This window comes from Stakelama marina, assembly GCF_018122655.1.
GTDB classification, from domain to species: Bacteria; Pseudomonadota; Alphaproteobacteria; order Sphingomonadales; family Sphingomonadaceae; genus Sphingomonas; species Sphingomonas marina.
The window spans coordinates 594607-613559 of the sequence record NZ_JAGRQC010000002.1; the positions used below are offsets into that span (position 1 = coordinate 594607).

Annotated in this window: 14 protein-coding genes, 1 pseudogene and 1 CRISPR repeat array (1 of these 16 running past the window's edge); of the genes and pseudogenes, 9 read left to right on the forward strand and 6 right to left on the reverse strand. The window is 63.8% G+C overall.

Annotation, left to right across the window (positions count from 1 at the left end; translation table 11 throughout):
• A CRISPR array of direct repeats spans nucleotides 1–1662; the repeat unit is 36 nt; unit sequence GGTTTAGCCGCTCAGAGATCGCAGGCCAACCGCAAC; it begins 1734 nt to the left of the window's first position.
• A gap of 416 nt (nucleotides 1663–2078) precedes the next feature.
• The 6 genes from J7S20_RS09295 to arsH are packed head-to-tail and all read left to right on the forward strand — an operon-like array spanning nucleotide 2079 to nucleotide 5757.
• Nucleotides 2079–2411: an ArsR/SmtB family transcription factor gene (locus J7S20_RS09295; protein WP_133497229.1), complete on the forward strand. Its 333-nt coding sequence runs from the start codon at nucleotides 2079–2081 to the stop codon at nucleotides 2409–2411.
• An 11-nt stretch (nucleotides 2412–2422) separates the two neighbouring features.
• Complete coding sequence (locus J7S20_RS09300) at nucleotides 2423–2956, forward strand: arsenate reductase ArsC (protein ID WP_133497230.1); 534 nt, start codon at nucleotides 2423–2425, stop codon at nucleotides 2954–2956.
• Nucleotides 2953–3384 carry an arsenate reductase (glutaredoxin) gene (arsC, locus tag J7S20_RS09305; RefSeq protein ID WP_133497231.1) on the forward strand — a complete coding sequence of 144 codons (432 nt, stop codon included), beginning with the start codon at nucleotides 2953–2955 and terminating at the stop codon, nucleotides 3382–3384. The genes J7S20_RS09300 and arsC overlap by 4 nt, the downstream gene beginning before the upstream one ends.
• On the forward strand, nucleotides 3384–4670 hold the full coding sequence (locus tag J7S20_RS09310) for an arsenic transporter (RefSeq protein ID WP_133497232.1): 1287 nt from the start codon (nucleotides 3384–3386) through the stop codon (nucleotides 4668–4670). The genes arsC and J7S20_RS09310 overlap by 1 nt, the downstream gene beginning before the upstream one ends.
• Nucleotides 4667–4990, forward strand: coding sequence for a YnfA family protein (locus J7S20_RS09315; RefSeq protein ID WP_133497233.1), 324 nt, complete (start codon nucleotides 4667–4669; stop codon nucleotides 4988–4990). The genes J7S20_RS09310 and J7S20_RS09315 overlap by 4 nt, the downstream gene beginning before the upstream one ends.
• 23 nt (nucleotides 4991–5013) lie before the next feature.
• Nucleotides 5014–5757 (forward strand): arsenical resistance protein ArsH, encoded by a 744-nt coding sequence (gene arsH / locus J7S20_RS09320; protein ID WP_162848908.1) that lies wholly within the window; start codon nucleotides 5014–5016, stop codon nucleotides 5755–5757.
• Between the two features lie 73 nt (nucleotides 5758–5830).
• Here the strand turns inward: arsH and J7S20_RS09325 are convergent.
• Nucleotides 5831–6773 (reverse strand): IS630 family transposase gene (locus J7S20_RS09325; protein WP_162848909.1). Its coding sequence is split into 2 segments (ribosomal slippage): nucleotides 5831–6436 and nucleotides 6438–6773, totalling 942 coding nucleotides; the frame shifts between segments, so codons are not numbered across the junction.
• A 421-nt stretch (nucleotides 6774–7194) separates the two neighbouring features.
• Between J7S20_RS09325 and J7S20_RS09330 the strand changes: the two genes are divergently transcribed.
• Nucleotides 7195–8709, forward strand: coding sequence for a lipopolysaccharide biosynthesis protein (locus tag J7S20_RS09330; RefSeq protein WP_284053958.1), 1515 nt, complete (start codon nucleotides 7195–7197; stop codon nucleotides 8707–8709).
• On the opposite strand, the gene J7S20_RS09335 is transcribed toward J7S20_RS09330, so the two are convergent.
• The 5 genes and pseudogenes from J7S20_RS09335 to J7S20_RS09355 all read right to left on the reverse strand — a co-directional run.
• Nucleotides 8667–9335 (reverse strand): 4'-phosphopantetheinyl transferase family protein, encoded by a 669-nt coding sequence (locus tag J7S20_RS09335; RefSeq protein WP_284053959.1) that lies wholly within the window; start codon nucleotides 9333–9335, stop codon nucleotides 8667–8669. The two genes, J7S20_RS09330 and J7S20_RS09335, sit on opposite strands and share 43 nt — an antisense overlap.
• 1 nt (nucleotide 9336) lies before the next feature.
• A complete protein-coding gene (locus tag J7S20_RS09340) occupies nucleotides 9337–13329 on the reverse strand; it encodes a non-ribosomal peptide synthetase (protein WP_284053960.1) in 3993 nt (1330 codons plus the stop codon).
• A complete protein-coding gene (locus J7S20_RS09345; protein WP_284053961.1) occupies nucleotides 13326–14579 on the reverse strand; it encodes a cytochrome P450 in 1254 nt (417 codons plus the stop codon). The genes J7S20_RS09340 and J7S20_RS09345 overlap by 4 nt, the downstream gene beginning before the upstream one ends.
• An 18-nt stretch (nucleotides 14580–14597) precedes the next feature.
• Nucleotides 14598–16409, reverse strand: coding sequence for a non-ribosomal peptide synthetase (locus J7S20_RS09350; RefSeq protein ID WP_347709227.1), 1812 nt, complete (start codon nucleotides 16407–16409; stop codon nucleotides 14598–14600).
• Between the two features lie 231 nt (nucleotides 16410–16640).
• Nucleotides 16641–16948: pseudogene (locus J7S20_RS09355) on the reverse strand (integrase core domain-containing protein); the annotation flags it as partial.
• A 540-nt stretch (nucleotides 16949–17488) separates the two neighbouring features.
• Between J7S20_RS09355 and J7S20_RS09360 the strand changes: the two are divergent.
• Both J7S20_RS09360 and J7S20_RS09365 read left to right on the forward strand, forming a co-directional pair.
• Nucleotides 17489–18055 carry a c-type cytochrome gene (locus J7S20_RS09360; protein ID WP_284053962.1) on the forward strand — a complete coding sequence of 189 codons (567 nt, stop codon included), beginning with the start codon at nucleotides 17489–17491 and terminating at the stop codon, nucleotides 18053–18055.
• Between the two features lie 149 nt (nucleotides 18056–18204).
• Nucleotides 18205–18915: a DUF4396 domain-containing protein gene (locus J7S20_RS09365; RefSeq protein ID WP_284053963.1), complete on the forward strand. Its 711-nt coding sequence runs from the start codon at nucleotides 18205–18207 to the stop codon at nucleotides 18913–18915.
• The last annotated feature ends 38 nt before the right edge of the window (nucleotides 18916–18953 follow it).

Below are 18953 nucleotides of genomic sequence, written 5' to 3' on the forward strand. Positions count from 1 at the left end.
GGCCAACCGCAACGTAGAACACCACCTTTTCGATTGGCGTTCGGTTTAGCCGCTCAGAGATCGCAGGCCAACCGCAACCAAGGCGGAACGGGATCGACTGGCAACCCTGGTTTAGCCGCTCAGAGATCGCAGGCCAACCGCAACGCGCCTTCGATCAGGTCGTCGCGAACCATCGGTTTAGCCGCTCAGAGATCGCAGGCCAACCGCAACTGATCCTTCCCCAGCTCCGCGTCGAGCGCTGGTTTAGCCGCTCAGAGATCGCAGGCCAACCGCAACCGACAACAAGCAGTCGCAATATATCGAGAGGTTTAGCCGCTCAGAGATCGCAGGCCAACCGCAACTGCATCCTCGACAAAGATTTGCTTCACCCGGGTTTAGCCGCTCAGAGATCGCAGGCCAACCGCAACGGCGACGACGCGCACGGCGAACGGATCGCCGGTTTAGCCGCTCAGAGATCGCAGGCCAACCGCAACGGTCGGAAGATGCTGCTGGCGTTCGCGCCGGGTTTAGCCGCTCAGAGATCGCAGGCCAACCGCAACCCGCGCAGCACACGGGCCGTCTGGATGATCGGTTTAGCCGCTCAGAGATCGCAGGCCAACCGCAACATTCGCAACCGCATGATGGCGGAGGGTGCCGGTTTAGCCGCTCAGAGATCGCAGGCCAACCGCAACGCGCAGGACGTCGACGTTGTTCGCCTCAGCGGTTTAGCCGCTCAGAGATCGCAGGCCAACCGCAACTGCCGCCGGCCGTGCGCTGCACGGTGCCGAGGTTTAGCCGCTCAGAGATCGCAGGCCAACCGCAACCTGGGGCTCGATGGCGTACCGCACGGCCGGGGTTTAGCCGCTCAGAGATCGCAGGCCAACCGCAACGCGCCCCGACAGTCACTGCGTTTCACGATGGGTTTAGCCGCTCAGAGATCGCAGGCCAACCGCAACCGCAGGGCACGCTCGAAGAAGATTGTGGCGGGTTTAGCCGCTCAGAGATCGCAGGCCAACCGCAACCTTGCCTGGACGCCGATCGTGTCACGCCGAGGTTTAGCCGCTCAGAGATCGCAGGCCAACCGCAACTCGGTCGCGGCCGCAGTCTTCTTCAGGATCGGTTTAGCCGCTCAGAGATCGCAGGCCAACCGCAACCGTCCGCGCGTCGAACCGCGAGCGTCAGCAGGTTTAGCCGCTCAGAGATCGCAGGCCAACCGCAACATGCCCCACAACGACATCGCCGGAAGGATGGGGTTTAGCCGCTCAGAGATCGCAGGCCAACCGCAACCAAGTGCTTCGAGTCCGATGTGACGGCGGCGGTTTAGCCGCTCAGAGATCGCAGGCCAACCGCAACCGACCAGGCATCAAAGCCGCGTTCAAGGAAGGTTTAGCCGCTCAGAGATCGCAGGCCAACCGCAACGGTCGGAAGATGCTGCTGGCGTTCGCGCCGGGTTTAGCCGCTCAGAGATCGCAGGCCAACCGCAACACCAGACGCAGGGCTTTGCCTCACTCGCCGGGTTTAGCCGCTCAGAGATCGCAGGCCAACCGCAACCCAGACCCCCAAAGAACCCCAACCCCCACAGGTTTAGCCGCTCAGAGATCGCAGGCCAACCGCAACAGCGTATGCCTTATAGCGAACGAATGTTAGGGTTTAGCCGCTCAGAGATCGCAGGCCAACCGCAACTTCGGGTTTGTAGATCGCGCAGCCGTCGCGGCTTTAGCCGACATATCCATCTAAGATTGGCGGAGCGGCTGGCGGAGACGGAGTCCGCCTTGCCGCACTGAAATTAAAGGGTTTTATCGGGTTTACTGATCTTCGTCATAAAAGCGGTCATAAAATAGTCGCCGACCGGTGGCGTTCGTTGGCGCTTCGAAGTGAACGTTCGTTGCGCTCTTGCTCTCGCGACGACCGAGACGAGTGATGCTGTATACTCGAGTTCCTCAAGTTCACTCTCGCCAACTGCCAGCATTTTCGGCCTGAACTGGCCCGCTTGCCGACATTCCGCCTTTAGCAACGGCTACATAGATAGCGGCCGCGATCCATCGTAAATCTACGATGCGAATTGACCGGGCGCATTCCCATCGATAAAAGTCGATGGGATGACGACTGACGACGCCCTCGCAGCGCTTGCCTCGCTCGCGCATCCGACGCGACTTGCCGCCTTCCGCCTGCTCGTTCAGGCCGAGCCCGACGGGCTTTCGACCGGTCAGCTCGTCGATGCTTCCGGTCTCTCCCAGAGCACATTTTCGAGCCATCTCGCCATCCTCGTCGCCGCCGGGCTCGTCATTCCGGACAAGCGCGGGCGGCAGATGATCCAGCGCGCCGATATCGAGCGACTGCGCGCGCTGATGCTGTTTCTCGCCAAGGATTGCTGTGGCGGTCGCGCCGAGCTGTGCGCGCCGCTCGTCACCGAACTCGCCGATTGCTGCTGAAGGAGCCGATCATGCCTGAGCGTTCCTACAACGCGCTGTTCCTGTGCACGGGCAATTCCGCCCGGTCGATCATGGCCGAGGCGCTGCTCAATCGCGACGGCGAAGGCCGGTTCCGCGCCTATAGCGCGGGCAGCTTCCCGAAGGATGCGCCGCATCCGATGGCGCTGAAGCTGATCACGCAGATGGGCCTTCCCACCGATGGCTATCGCTCGAAGAGCTGGGACGAATTCGCCGGCCCCGATGCGCCAACGATCGATTTGATCTTCACCGTGTGTGACGATGCGGCCGGCGAGGCCTGCCCGGTATGGCCCGGCTATCCGATGACCGCGCATTGGGGGATCGAGGATCCGACCGCCGCCGAAGGCCCCGGGCAGGAACAGGCGTTCCTCACCGCGATGCGTTATCTCCATACCCGCATCCAGTTGCTGCTTGCCTTGCCGATAGAGAGCCTTGACCGGCTCGCGCTCAAGCGCAGCCTGAACGAGATCGGCGCCCGCGACGGCGCGACCCCGCTCGCGCAGGGCACGCCGGAAGGTGCGGCATGACCGCGATCGACGTCGTCATCTATCACAATCCCGATTGCGGCACCTCGCGCAACACGCTGGCGATGATCCGTAATGCCGGGATTGAGCCGCATGTGATCGAGTATCTCCAGACGCCGCCGTCGCGCGCGATGCTCGAACAACTGATCGCCCGCGGCGGGCTGACCCCGCGCGCGCTGCTACGCGAAAAGGGCACGCCCTATGCGGAACTCGGCCTCGGCGATGACAGCCTGTCCGATGCAGCTCTGATCGATGCGATGATGGCGCATCCGATCCTTATCAACCGGCCGCTGGTGGTGACGCCGATCGGGGTCAGGCTGTGCCGGCCCTCGGAAGTCGTGCTCGACATTCTGCCGAGCGCGCAGCGCGGCGCCTTTACCAAGGAGGACGGCGAGCGCGTCGTCGGCGACGCCGGCGAGTGTATCGGCTGATGCTGCTCGCGATCCTGATCTTCGTCGCCACGATCACCCTGGTGATCTGGCAGCCCAAAGGACTGGGTATCGGCTGGAGCGCGATCGGCGGCGCGACTGTCGCGCTGCTGACGGGGGTTATCTCGCTCGGCGACATTCCGGTGGTATGGGACATCATCTGGAACGCCACCGGCGCGTTCGTCGCGGTGATCCTGATCAGCCTGGTCCTCGACCGCGCCGGCTTCTTCGAATGGGCGGCGCTGCATGTCGCGCGCTGGGGCGGCGGCGACGGGCGCTGGCTGTTCGCGCTGGTCGTATTACTCGGCGCGGGCGTCGCGGCGCTGTTCGCCAATGACGGCGCGGCGCTGATCCTCACCCCGATCGTCATCGCGATGCTGCGCGCGCTGGGCTATGACGAGAAGGCGACGCTGGCTTTCGTGATGGCGGCGGGGTTCATCGCCGATACCTCCAGCCTGCCGCTGGTCGTCTCCAATCTCGTCAATATCGTCTCGGCTGATTTCTTCCATATCGGCTTCGGCCGCTATGCGCTGGTGATGATCCCGGTCGATCTCGCCGCGATTGCTGCGACGCTGGCGGCGCTGATGATCTTCTTCCGCAAAGATATTCCGGCCCGCTACGACGTCGCGCAATTGCGCGCGCCCGCCGAGGCGATCCGCGACCACGCCACCTTCCGCGCCGGTTGGGTGGTGCTGGCGTTGCTGCTCGCCGGGTTCTTCGTGCTCGATCCGCTCGGCGTGCCGGTGAGCGCGGTGGCCGCCGTCGGCGCCGTCGTGCTCATCGCCATTGCCGCGCGCGGCCCCGTCATCCCGACGCGCACGGTGATCCGCGAGGCCCCTTGGCAGGTCGTGATCTTCTCGCTCGGCATGTATCTGGTCGTCTACGGTCTCAAGAATGCCGGGCTGACCGACGCGCTGGCCGGGCTGCTGACCCGCGCGAGCGAGGGCGGGGTGTGGGGCGCGGCATTCGGCACCGGCATCCTGGCGGCATTGCTGTCGTCGATCATGAACAACATGCCGACCGTGCTCGTCGGCGCGCTGTCGATCGACGCGACGCAGGCCACCGGCACAGTGCACCAGGCGATGGTCTACGCCAACGTCATCGGTTGCGACCTCGGGCCCAAGATCACCCCGATCGGCTCGCTGGCCACGCTCTTGTGGCTGCACGTGCTGGGGCAGAAGGGCGTGAAGATCGCCTGGGGCTATTATTTCCGCGTCGGCATCACGCTGACGACGCCGATCCTGCTCGTGACGCTGGCGGCGCTGGCGCTGCGCCTGACGCTGGCATGACCGGCTATCTCGCCTATCCGCTGGCCGCGCTGTGCGAGATCGCGGGCTGCTTCGCGTTCTGGGCGTGGTGGCGGCTCGACCGCACGCCGGCTTGGATCGTCCCGGGGCTCGCCGTGCTCGCGCTGTTCGCCTGGCTGCTCGCGCAGGTGCCGACCGACGAAGCCGGGCGTGCCTATGCCGCCTATGGCGGCGTCTATGTGGCTGCTTCGCTGCTATGGCTGTGGGTCGTCGAAGGCACGACGCCCGATCGCTGGGACGTCGCCGGCGGTGCGGTCGTGCTCGCCGGCGCCGCCATCATCCTGTTCGGCCCGCGCGGCTGAGCTTTCTGTTTTCGGAGTTTCGCTTGTCCCGTCTGCGCCCGCTTCCCGAGCTCGATCACCTTCCCGCGCTCGACCCGGCCTATGTCCATGAACGGCCCGCGCTCGGACTCGGCGATGACAGCCCGCGCCCGCGCATTCTGCTGCTCTACGGCAGCCTGCGCGAGCGATCCTATTCGCGGCTCGCGGTCGAGGAGGCGGCGCGGCTGTTGCACTTGTTCGGCGCGGAGACCCGCATCTTCGATCCCGCCGACCTGCCGCTGCCCGATCAGGTCGCCGGCGACAATCACGCTGCGGTCGCCGAGTTGCGCGAACACGCTTTCTGGTCCGAGGGCATGGTGTGGTGCAGCCCCGAACGCCACGGCCAGGTCAGCGCGATCATGAAAGCGCAGATCGATCACTTGCCGCTCAACATCGGCGGCATGCGGCCGACGCAGGGGCGCACGCTCGCGGTGATGCAGGTCTCGGGCGGCTCGCAGTCGTTCAACAGCGTCAACACGCTGCGCCTGCTCGGCCGCTGGATGCGGATGGTGACGATCCCCAACCAGTCAAGCGTGCCCAAGGCCTATGAGGAGTTCGACGAGACCGGGCGGATGAAACCCTCGCCGCTCTATGACCGCATCGTCGACGTGATGGAGGAGCTGGTGCGCTTCACCGTGCTGCTCCGTCCCCATGCCGAGCAACTGGTCGATCGCTATTCGGAGCGCAAAGCGGATGACCGCCCCCTCGACCCAAATCAAGACCTGTCAGCAATCGCCATTCGCTCGTGATTGGATGATCGCTTCCAGCGTTGGCATTGCAGCGAGCAGATGACCGAGATTGGGCGCCTAGAGTGTGATCATCTTAGATTGAAGCATATCCGCTGTTTTTGAGATAGTTTGCACACTCGCTTGGAGAGAAGGCGTCGAGCAGTGAGCCGATGCGTTTCCAGGTGGCCTCGACGGATCGTTCGTTTGCCTTTCGCAGGAGCGTCTTGAGCTTGGCGAAGACCTGCTCGATCGGGTTGAGGTCCGGGCTGTATGGCGGGAGGAACAGGAGCCTTGCGCCGCAACTGCGGATGGCCTGACGCGCCGCCTGTCCCTTGTGGCTGCCGAGGTTGTCCATGATGACGATATCGCCGGGCGCGAGGGTCGGGACGAGGAACTGTTCGACATAGGCGAGGAAGAGCTGCCCGTTGATCGGTCCGTCGAGCACGCAGGGCGCATCGATCCGATCGTGGCGCAGCGCGGCGAGGAAGGTCAGCGTGCGCCAGTGGCCGAACGGCACTTTCGCATGCAGGCGCTCGCCACGCGGGGCGCGGCCATGGGTGCGGGTCATATTGGTCTTGGCCCAGGTCTCGTCGATGAAGACGAGGCGTGTTGGATCAAGCCGGTTCTGGTATTTGCGCCACTGCATCCGTCGGCGGGCGACGGCCGGACGATCCTGCTCGCTGGCGAACAGGCTTTTTTTTGAACGACAGCCTCTCGCGATCGAGGAACAGCCACAATGCGCCATAGCTCGCCTTTACGCCGCGGTCCCTCAGCTCGCCCAACAGCGCGCGCAAAGTCAGGTCGGGCTCGGCCGCAATGCGCGCCAGCAGCCACTCCCGCTCCGGCAGCAGCACCGGCTTGCGGTGTCCGCCCAGTCTTCCCGGTGCGACCCCGCCAGTCCGGCGCTGGCGCTGCGACCAGCGCACCGCGCTTGCAACGCTCACACCGAACTGCGCCGCAGCCGCTCGGGCAGAAGCCCCCGAGGCCATCGCCGCAACAACACGCTCACGAAGATCAATCGAATAGGCTCGGCTCATCCCTGCTGGCCTCCTGCCCAGCCAACAGGTTGAATCAGAAAAATCGTCCCGCGTGAATCCCCAATCGATTCAATCAAACAAGATCATGCTCTAGTGGCCGACCCTCGCACTCCAGCGTGCTGACGGTTCTCGCCAACAAAGCGGTCCTTCATTGGATCGCAACGGCCTGCCGATACCTGCCGGTCGTTCATCAGGCCAAACCGGCTTCCAGGTGACCTCGGGAAGCCGGAGCTAGTGTCAAATTTCCGTCCGTTCAGAGAGTGTCAGGGCATCATCCACGTTCACGCCTAGCCTAGGATACTAAAGCTTCTGATTTGGTAACGCGACCTAACAAAACGGATTGCAAGGCGTAGAGCCAAATCAGTTTTGCCTGACGGGATGCGGCCACCGAATCTTTACGGCTCGGCGGTATTGCTGACGCATGTTGAATCGTCGCTTGAAGAGCGAGGTCATAGCTCCCAAAACGACGCTTGGACGCGCGCGTGAGGCAGTTATCTGGCGTGCCGGCTCACAGATTGCGGGGCAACTCGTCACATGGGGTGCCACGTTCCTCGTGATCCGCATCCTCGATCCGCATGATTACGGCCTGTTCGCGATGACTCAGGTGGTGCTGAGCGTGCTCAACATGCTCAACGGCGCCGGGCTAGCAAGTGGACTGATCCAGAAGCCGGAGGCGGACGAGCGTTCGATCCGCCAGCTTTACGGGATGCTTATCGTGCTCAATTTCGGGCTGGGTATCGTCCAGTTCGCGATCGCGCCGCTGGTCGCCGCCTATTTCCGCCAGCCGATCGTCGCAGACCTGCTGCGTGTCCAGTCCTTCCTCTATTTCACGACGCCGTTCGTCGCCTTTCCCTATGCGCTGCTCGCCCGCGCGATCGACTTCAAGCCGCAGGCGAAGGTGTATTTCCTGTCCTCGATCACCGGCGCGGTCGCCGCCTTGTGCGGGGCGCTGGCGGGACTAGGCGTATGGACGCTGATCCTTGCGCCAGCCGTGCTGTTCACCACCCGCGCGATCGGCATGACGCTCGCTTCCGGCCACCGCTACCGCCCGCTGTTCAACTTTCGCGGCGCCGGCGCGCTGGCGAAGTTCGGCGGACTGATGGCGGCGGGACAATTCTTCTGGGTGTTGCAGAGCCAGTCCGATGTGTTCATTGCCGGCCGGGTACTGACGCCGACGACGCTCGGCCTCTACACCACCGGCCTGTTCCTGACACAGATCCTGGTGTCCAAATTCGTGCCCGCGATTAACGATGTCGCCTTCTCGGTCTATGCGCGGATGCAGGACGATCTCGACGCGGTCGCGGTCGGCTTCGCGCGATCGTCGCGCATGGTGATGCTGGTGGCGATGCCGTTTTATATCGGCCTTGCCGTCACCGCCCATCCGCTCGTCGAGACGGTCCTCGGCCCCAAATGGATCGAGGCGGCGCCGATCGTACGGCTGCTCGCGCTGGCGATGCCGATGATGACGCTGCAGGTGCTGACGGGCCCGGCGTGCAGCGCGATGGGTCGCCCGGGCCTGACCGCGCAGATCGGCGCGGTCGGCGCGGTGATGATGACGATTTGCTTCGCCATCGGCCTGTTCGGGGGCGTTCAGGGCCTCGCCGCTTCCTGGTTTGTCGGTTATGCGATCTACCTTGCCTATACGGGCGTCCGCACGCTGCCGGTGATCGGGCTTTCTGCTGGGACGCTGGCGCGTGCGATTCTGCCGACGATCACCGCTGCGGCATCGATGGGGGCGCTGGTGGTGTTAGTCGATGCGGCGCTCCCGCCGATGATCGCACCGGCCCGGCTGGCGATCCTGGTGACGAGCGGCGCGGCGACCTATTTTGGCTGGCTTGCGCTGTTCTCGCGCGACCTCTTGTTCGAGGCGGTGGCGATGGCGCGCGGGCGTCCCTATGGCGGCGAAGCGCCGATCCCGGCGACCACCGCCGCCTGATAGCCCGGAACTGGTTCGAACGAGTAAAGCGCCCATCCCGGCGCGGCGCTGGTGAAATAGGCTGGCGCGCGAGGGTCGAGCGAGACGCCAAACGAGTCGAGCGGCAGCGACAGCCCCTGGCCTAGCGCCTTCACATAGGCTTCTTTGCGCGTCCAGCAGTTGAAGAAACCGGAGACCCACAGATCGGCGGGCAGCGCGTGGAGCTCGGCATTCTCGGCATCGGTGAACAGGCGTTCGGCGACCTTCGGGCAGGCAAACGCAGGATCGCGGCGTTCGATGTCGCACCCGACCGGGGTGTCCGCGGTAACGACGAGTGCGAAGCCACCCGAACTCGACAGGTTGAAATGCAGGTCCGGCGCGTCGGATAGATAGAGCTTACCCATGGCATCGGCTTGGATATCGAGCGCCGCCGGGTCGCCGCCGATATGCTTCGCCAGCACCGCGCGGAGTCCGGCGCGCCGGGCGACGAAGCGGTCGCGGTCGTTGGGACGCTGGAATCGCGCTGCACGCGCGCGTTCCTCGTCGCTCAGCGTCGCTGCCCATGCGTCGAGCGTGGCACGCGACGCGCGCAGGTCGAGCAGCCTTGTTTGGAAGCTGCCGATATCGCTGGCGGCGAGCGCGCCCATGTCAGGCCGCCCGGGCGCGTTCCGCCCCGAGTGCGCGCTGAATCACCTCGCGCAGCCGCGCCGCCCAGATCTCGACATTAGGGGCGTCGGCCATGTCGTCATGGCTGCCGGGAATGTCGTGGGATTCGAACGGCCCGTGCGCGACCTCGCGCCAGCCCGGCTCGGTGTCGAGCACGCTCAGCCGGTCCGCGGGCTGGAACAGCGCGAGCGCACCTTCGTAGCGCGGCGGGGCATAGCCATAAGCGGCGCTTTCTAGCGCCAGCGTGAAACGACGGAACTCGGCATTTTCATGCTCGGCTTCGGCAACGCCGACATCCTCGAGGACGCCCTTTGCGCGGTCGAGTGCGTAGGACAGTCGTTCTGACACGGGCAACCGGTTCCACATGCCGAGATGGTAGCGCGCCTTGGCCATCCGCATCCTGGTGCGGGTGATGCGCAGGAACGAGACCGGGTTGATCGCATGGCCGAGCGTGAGCAGCGGCACGTCCTCGCCCACCGCGCGAAGCTGGCGCGCGACTTCGTAAGCGAGGATGCCGTTGGTGCACCAGCCGCCGATCAGATATGGCCCGTGCGGACGGTGGCGGCGGATGACGGCGACGACCGCCGCGGCGATCTCCTCGAACCGGATTTCGTCATGGACGATTTGGTCGAGGATCGGGCCGAGGGGCAGGCCGAAAAAGGGCCGCTCGGTGCCGAGCGCCTGCGCCAGTTCCTGAAAGCGCAGACCGCCGTCGAGCCAGATCATCGGGATGCCGTCGCCCTCGGGCTGAAGCGGGACGAAGGCGTGGAGATCGCTTCGCTCGTCGCGCGCGGCGCGTTCGGCGAGCGCGCTGAGCGTCGGCGCGCGGAAGATTTCCGCCATGCCGATGCGGTGGCCCCATTCGTGCTCGATGGCGACGAGCAGCTTGGCGACAAGCAGCGAATGGCCGCCCAGTTCGAAGAAATTGTCGTCGCGACCCACCCGCTCGATGCCGAGCAGATCGCACCAGATCGCGGCGAGCCGTTCCTCATCCTCACCCTGCGGCGGGATCAGGTCGGCTGCTGCGGTGCCGCCGGGTTTAGGCAGCGCCTTGCGGTCGATCTTGCGGTTGGGCGTCATCGGCAATTCGGCCAGCGGCTCGAAATGCGACGGGATCATATATTCTGGAAGGGTTTTGGCGAGATGCCCACGCAATTCGGCCCGGCCGGGCGTATCGCCATGCGGCACGAAATAGGCGGCAAGCGCGCGTTCACCCGACGCGTCTGGCCAGCTTCGCACGGCGGCTGCGGCAATGGCTGGGTGTTTGGCGAGCGCGCCCTCGATCTCCTCGACCGCGACGCGATAGCCGCGAATCTTCTCGTCATTGTCGACCCGGCCGAGGCAGAGCAGCGTGCCGTCGGGTCGCCATTTGGCGAGGTCGCCGGTGCGATAGAGGCGCTCGCCACGGATGGTGACGAACCGCTCGTCGGTCAGGTCCGGGCGGCCGTGATAGCCCTCAGCCAACCCGGCACCACCGATCCACAATTCGCCGATCTGGCCGATGGGCATGCGGTTGTGGTCGGGATCGAGGATGTGGATTGCCGTGTTTGCGATAGGACGGCCGATCGGGACCGGGCCATCGCCGCACTGGATACGCGCGATGGTCGACCAGATCGTGGTTTCGGTGGGGCCGTAGACGTTCCAGACTTCGCCCGAGCGTGCCAGCAGCCGCTCGGCGAGGTCGCGCGGAAAGGCTTCGCCGCCGCACAAGATGCGCAGCGCTGGATGGCCCTGCCATCCCGCTTCGACCAGCGCGCGCCAGGTTGCGGGGGTAGCCTGCATGACGCTGGGCGATGCTTCGGCCATCAGCGCGATTAGCTCGCGTGGGTCCTTGGTGGTTTCGCGCGAGGCGAGGATCAGTTCGCCGCCGGATATGAGCGGCAGGAAGAGTTCGAGCCCGGCAATGTCGAACGATAGCGTCGTCACCGCGAGCATCGAGTCCGCTGCCGTGAAACCGGGTTCGCGGCGGAAGCTGTCGAGCAGGTTGATGAGCGCGCCGTGGCTGATCTCGACGCCCTTTGGGTTGCCGGTCGAACCCGAGGTGTAGAGGACATAGGCGAGGTCGGTCGGCGCGGTTTCGATGGTCGGAACCGGTCCTTGAACTTCTCCGATATCATCGACGAGCAGGCGCCGGGGCGTGCAACCTGGAAACACGATATCAAGCGCGCGTTCAGTCAGCAGCGCGGCGACACCGGCGTCGCCGACGATGTAATCGAGCCGCGCTGCGGGAAAATCGGGATCGAGCGGCAGATAGGCGGCGCCGATGCGGTGGACGCCGAGCAGTGCCGCGACCATGTCGGGCGAGCGGTCAAGGCAGATGCCGATGAGGTCGCCCGTGCCGAGGCCCGCACCGCGCAGCGCGGCGGCGATGGCGTCGGCGCGCGCGTCGAGCGCGGCATAGCTGACACTTTCGCCGGCGAAGCGGATCGCGGGGCTGTCGGGGCGCGCCTTCGCCTGTTCGCGTATCGCCTGTGGCAGCAGATAATCAGGGGCGGGAACGGTGGTGTCGTGCCACTCGCTCGCCAGCCGCTGTTCCTCATGCGCGTCGAGGAGCGGCATATCGCGGATCAGGCAGTCGGGATCTTCGGCGGCACGCGCGACGATGTTCAGCCAGTGGCCGATCATCCGGCGGATGGTCGCAGCGTCGAACAATTCGGTCGAATAGAGGAAACGGCCGAGCATACCGTCGGGCCGCTCGTCGAGTTCGAGATAGAGGTCGAATTTCGCGCCGCCGACGACCACGTCCATCTGGGTCAGGTCCCAGCCATCGGGGAAGGGGTCGACGGGCGGTTCGATGGAAAACAGGCAGTTGAACAGCGGGTGCGTGCCCGGCTCACGCCTGAGGTCGAGCGCGCGGACGACCTCGTCGAACGGCGCCTCGCTCGCGCCCAGCGCGCCGAGCACGCTGTCGCGCACCGCGTTCAGGAAGTCGCGGAATTTCATGTCGCCGCGCGGGCGTGCGCGCAGGGCGATGGTGTTGAGGAAATAGCCGACGACGCGCTCCAGCTCGGGGCGTCGTCGCAGGTCGGTGACGCCGCCGACGATGATGTCCTCCTCGCCCGAATAGCGGTGCAGCAGCACATGATAGGCGGCGAGCAGCAGCATATAGGGGGTCATCCCGGCGCGGCGGCTGGTCGCGTCGACCTTTTCGATCAGGTCGAGCGGGATGAAGAAGGTTTCCATCGAACCGGCATGGGTCGGACGCGCGGGTTTCACCCGGTCGCCGGTCAGTTCCAGCTTCGGCGGCGCATCGGCCAGCGTCTTGCGCCAATAGTCGATCTGACGCTGGACCGGTGGCGACTGGAGATGCGTCTGCTGCCAGAGCGCATAATCGCCATATTGCAGCGTCGGTTCTGGCAGTGGCGACGGCTTGCCCGCGGCGAACGCTTCGTAGAGCGCGGCGAGTTCGGGCACGATCACGCGGTAGATCGAGACGCCGTCGAAGATGATGTGGTGGAGGGTGAAATAGAGCCGGTGATTGTCATCGGCCAGCTTGACGATGCGCGCGCGGAACAGCGGCGCTTCGGAAAGGTCGATCGCACGCTTGGCATCGTCGCTGCCGATCTTCAGCGCAGCGGCGTCACGTTCGGCTTCGGGCAGATCGCTGACATCGTCGAATGGCAGGTCGACGTCGCGATGCTCGCGCACGCGCTGTACCAGAACGCCGTCTTCTTCGAAGAAACCGGTCCGCCATGCCTCGTGCCGGCGAAGGATTTCGTTGACCGCGCGTTCCATCGCCGCGCGGTCGAAGCTGCCGAAGCGGTGGATGGTGATCGATTCATTATAGAGCGGCATGTCCGGCGCCATGATGGCGTGGAGCCACACCTGGCGCTGGTCGGCGGATAGCGGGATGACCGCTTGGCTGTCGCGCGGTTCGATCTGCTGTGGCTTGGCGGCGTTCGCCCCGCCGCCGCCACGCATCATCTTTTCGAGCAGCGCACGCTTGGATTCGCTCAGATTGGTGTGGGCATTCACGCCGCCCGCTCCCGAAAAGCGATGGGAAGAGCCTTCAGCCCGCGCAGCCCCGAATTGGTGCGCCATTCGAGATTGTCCGAGGTGACGCGAAGGTCCTCAAGGCGACCCAGCAGCGCGGTATAGGCGATCCGCCCCTCCATCCGCGCCAGCGCCGCGCCGAAGCAGAAATGCGCGGCCCAGCCGAAGGCGAGGTGACGGTTGTCGGCGCGTGTCAGGTCGAGCGTGTCGGGATCGGGGAAACGCTGGGGATCGCGATTGGCGGCGGCCATGATCGCCATTACCGCCTCGCCCTTGCGGATCGTCTGCCCGCCCATTTCCAGATCGTGGCGCGCGATCCGCGCAGTGTGCTGGCTGGGTGTTTCGAAGCGCAGCATTTCCTCGATCGCGGTCTGGACGATGTCGGGATCGTCGCGGAACTGGGCGAGCTTGTCGGGCTGGCGTGTGAGGGTGAGAATACCGCTGCCGATCAGGTTGGTCGTTGTTTCCTGCCCGCCGACCATCGTGACGATGGTGTTGGCGATCACCTCTTCCTCGGACAGCCGCTGACCATCGACCTCTGCGTCCATCAGCGAGCGGATCAGGCCGTCGCGCGGGTTTCGCTCCTGCTCGCGCACCGCATCGCGGAAATATCCGGTCATGTCGGCGACGCATTGCAGCACGCCGTGAATGCGGTCCGGGTTGTGCTGGAAGTTGCCGAGCATCTCCGCAAAGGTCGCGGACCATGCCTTCAACTGACGGTGATCGTCGAGCGGCACGCCGAGTAGGCCGGCGGTGACGATCGCGGGGAAGGGTTCGGCGAAATCGGAGATCAGGTCCATCTCGCCGCGCGCCATCTGCGCATCGATCAGCGAATGGGCGATCTCGTGGATCTTGCCTTCCATCGCGTCGACGCGGCGCGGGGTGAAGGCGCTCATGCACAGCTTGCGAAGCCGGGTGTGCGCCGGCGCATCGAGGAACAGCATCTGGCGCGCCATCAGGTCGGCGACCGGACCTAGCGAGGGCAGGCCAAGCGCCTCCATCTTTTTCGGATCAGGCGTCCGATCGGCCGAAAACTCCTTCAGCACGACCATCACGTCGTCATAGCGGCTGACGACCCAGGTGTGCATGAACGGGTCCCACATGACCGGCGCTTCTTCGCGCAGGCGCTTGTAGAACGGGTAAGGATCGGCATGGACCGCCGGTTCGAGCAGCTGAAACAGGCTCAACCCGGGGTCGAAGGGGGCGGCCTTCGGATGCGCGGGACTGTTCATGAAAAACCCCCTTGTGTGTCAGCCGCCGGTGCCGCTGGCACGTGCCTCGGCCTCGTTGTCGCTCATCGATTCGATTATCGCGATCAGCATTTCTTCGATCCGTCGGGCAAGTTGGCGGATGGTTGGCGCCTGGAACAGGTCGCGAAGCTGCAGTTCCACCCCGAAGGCGTCGCTCGCGCGCAGCACCACCTGCGTGCCGAGCAGCGAGTGGCCGCCTAGCAGGAAGAAATTGTCGTCGATGCCGACGCCTCCGCGTCCGAGCACCCCTTCCAGGATTTCGGCGAGTTTTGCTTCGGCGGGCGTTTCCGGTGCCGCGAAATCGGCGCTGTCGAGGGCGTTGTCGTCGCCCGGTTCGGGCAGTGCTTTCTTGTCGAGCTTGCCGTTAGCGGTGAGCGGCAGCGAGTCCATCCGCACGAATGCGCTGGGGATCATATATTCGGGCAGCGTCTCGCCGAGATATTTGCGAAGCGCCTCGGCTGAAACCTCCTCGTCGCCGACGATATAACCGATCAGCATGTCGCTGCCGTCCGCCGCAGGCGCCGCGACAACCGCGGCGGAACGCACCGCCGGATGCTCGCGGATGATGCTCGCGGTCTCCTCCGGCTCGACGCGGTGGCCGCGGACCTTCGCCTGATCATCTAGGCGGCCGTGAAAGGTGATCTGCCCGTCCTCGCGCCAGGCGCCGATGTCACCGGTGCGATAGAAGCGCTGGCCCTTGATGGTCACGAACCGCTCGGCGGTGAGGTCGGGCTGTCCGCGATAGCCCCGCGCGACCTGCGGCCCACCGATCAGGATTTCGCCCTGCGCGCCGAACGCGACCGGCTTTCCGTCCTTGTCGAGGATATGGATTACCGTTTGCCCGATCGGACGGCCGATCGGGGGAAGGCCCGATCCGTCGCCCCCCGGTGGCGTCATCGCCGAGGTCGAAACCACGGTGCATTCGGTCGGGCCGTAATTGTTGATAAGCTGGAACGAGAGGTTCGGCGCTGGCCGATCGACCAGCCGGTCGGCACCAGTCAGCAGATAGCGCAAGCCGCTTCCCCGCGCCCAGTCGTCGCGGATCAGATCCTGCGCAAGCTGGGTCGGAACGAAGGCGACCGTCACTCCCTGCACCAGCAGCCATGCGCGCAGCAGCGAGTCCGACGTGCGCACGTCATCGGGCGCGAGCACCACGGATGCGCCGGCTGCAAGATAGGGCCATACTTCCCAAACCGAGGCGTCGAAGCCGAGCCCGGCAAGATGGCTGCCGCGGTCCTTTGCGGTCACGCCGAACGCGTCGTTATGCCAAGTGACGAGGTGCGCCAGGTTGGCGTGCGTAATCTCGACGCCCTTCGGTTTTCCGGTCGTTCCCGAGGTATAGATGACATAGGCGAGGGGATCGGGGTCCATCGAAATCGCCGGTTCACCGGAGGCCTTTTCCACTGCATCCCAATCGAGCAGCTTAACGTCGACATCGGCACCGCTCAGCCGGTCGACAGTGTCGGCCCGCCCGAGGATAAGTGCGCATTCCGCCTCCCGCGCGATCATACGCAGCCGGGCGTCGGGCCATGCAGGATCGAGCGGCAGGTACGAGGCACCCGCTTTCCATGCGGCCAATGCCGCTATGATCTGATCGAAAGACCGCTCGAGACACAACCCGAGGAGTGCACCCGAGCGAACCCCTTGGCCGCCCAGCCAATTCGCTAGTTGATCGGCGCTCCGATTCAATTCACCGTAAGCAAGCGTGCCACAATCAGCAACTAGTGCAGGTCGTCCAGGACCCGCTGCTGCATGCGCAGCAATTGCCTCCGCGACCGACGATGGCATGTGCCGGTCAAAGGGTGCGTCCATGACTTTAGCCTTCGAAGTTTTCCACACCCCGCATTATCTCCGCATATCAGTTTATATTTGATTAGAGATCGCCATATTGTTTCCAAAGAAAGAATAAGGGTTAGAATTCCGTCTCGGCTGTCTGTGCAACGACCTTATATCGCTCTGATGTGCTCCCCTGATTGTTGCCAGTCAGAGGTGGAATCCGGTTCATCCATGATGGTTGTGATGGGATGGCAAGGGCGATCTCCGCGGGGGCTTCCCACCCAGCTTCGAGTGCGTCGCGACGCGGTTGTAATCGTGCCGCCAAGCATCGAGCACGAAGCGGGATGTGCCAGCGACCTGAACAACGTCTCGTTGACGCATTCGTCGCGCAAGCGACCATTAAAGCTTTCGACGAAGCCGTTCTGCATCGGCTCGCCCGGGGCGATGTGATGCCATTCGACGCAGCCCTTCTGCGACCAGCACAGGATGGCGGATGAGGTCCACTCGCTGCCATTGCCGCTGACCACTGTGGATGGCTTCCCACGAAACCAGATCAGCGCCGTCAGTTCACCGGCAGGGTCTGCCGCGTTTCGGCAACATCGCCGAGATGGGAGTACCGACTGCTTCCCTGGCTATGATCGGCAGCTTCGGTCGAAACCAGACGTCCACCGAAGCTGAACAAACGACCGGGTCTGGTCGAGAGCCGCCGCTATCGATTGAGAGCAGGATCGAGACGCACCCGCGAACGAAACCTCCGTTCCGCAGATTGCTTCTGCTCCCTGGTAGCTGTCGGTCATTTACACGGCGATATATTGCTCCTCTCGGGCCGCGAGCGTCATTCCGGATATTGCAAAAGCTTCTTAGATGCAGACATTTGCAGAAGATCAAAACGGCTACACGCGCCGCTTTCTAAAATGTCGTAGCTGTAGTTGCCCCCCATCTCGGTTTCATCGTCGTTGACGGATGTTATTGGTCGTAGGTTAGCGCCTCTACGGATGGCCAATTTCCGGCGACGCTCGACCCTGCACGGCGAATGGCCTATCGGCCCACATGGAAGATGTTCGCAACCTGGCAAAATGCGATCGAGGGGATATCAAGTGCATTGGAAAAGTTTCTTGACCGGCTTAGGTGCGGTCATCGGTGTCGCGGTGCTTGGCGGCCTCGGTTTCGTTTATTCCGGCGCCTACGATATCGGCGCTGATTCTCCGCATTGGGGGGTAACCAAAAACCTCATCTCAACTCTTCGCGAACGATCTGTCGAAAATCGTGCCAGTGACATTGTCGTGCCCGATCTGAAGGACCCGGCTCGGGTGCTTCGCGGTGCAGGACATTATTCCGAAATGTGCACCGGGTGCCACCTCAGTCCAGCCCAGCGAGATTCGGAAATGCGGCCAGGCCTTTACCCACAGCCGCCGAAACTGAGCGACATCAGTGTTGATCCCAAAGAAGCCTTCTGGACTATCAAACACGGAATCAAGATGAGCGGAATGCCGGCGTGGGGCACAACGCATGACGACGGCGCGATCTGGGACATGGTGGCGTTTATTCACCAGTTGCCGGGGATGTCGGCCGCACAATATAAGAAGATCGTGGCTGCCGCGCCTGCGGATGACGACGCCGAAGCTGACCATTCGTCCCATGATCATGATCATGATCACGGCCCCGATACGTCCCCGGAATAGCGTTCATCGCGAGCCCACTGTCCGTTCCTGCCACAGCTACGGAACCTTTCGCGCAAGTTACTCCTTTTGTTCATGTTTGACGCTGCGGGATGCACATCAACCATGCGTGTCGCAGTCAAATTTGGAACGTGCGATTTGAGGAGCAGTTAATGCACCCCGATTTTCCGCAATGGTTGCATACACTGGCGATCATCAGCCTGCTTGCTGGCGCAATATGCGCCATCGTCATTGCCCTCGACGAAATTCGCCGGCCTCAGAAGATGTGGATCATGAATATCGTGTGGCCGGTCACAGCGCTGTTCGGCAGCATATTGTGGCTCGCTGCGTATTATCGCTGGGGGCGTATGCCCGCCGACCCGGATGCCGAGCAGGAAAACCCTCCCTTTCCGGTGATGGTTGGCAAAGGGTCAAGCCACTGCGGTGCGGGTTGCACGCTAGGCGATATCGTTGCCGAATGGGCTGCGTTTGCCTTCCCGGTAATCGCTGTGTGGTTCGGCTGGCACAACTGGTTTAGCGAGAAGATATTCGCGATCTGGATACCCGATTTCATCCTTGCCTATCTCATCGGCGTCGTATTCCAATATTACACCATCAAGCCAATGCGCGACCTGTCGGTCGGCGCAGGAATTTGGGCAGCGGTCAAGGCCGATACGGCGTCGATCACCTCGTGGCAGGTCGGCATGTATGGAATGATGGCACTGCTGCAGTTTGCATGGTTTAAACCCGATTTCGGCGGGACCGCGGAAGTCAACACGCCCGAGTTCTGGTTTGCTATGCAACTGGCGATGCTGACCGGGTTTGTTACATCCTATCCAGTCAACTGGCTGCTTATCCGCATTGGCTGGAAAGAGCAAATGTGAGATCCCATTCGCGGCGCTGCGGGCTTCGCACCCTAGCA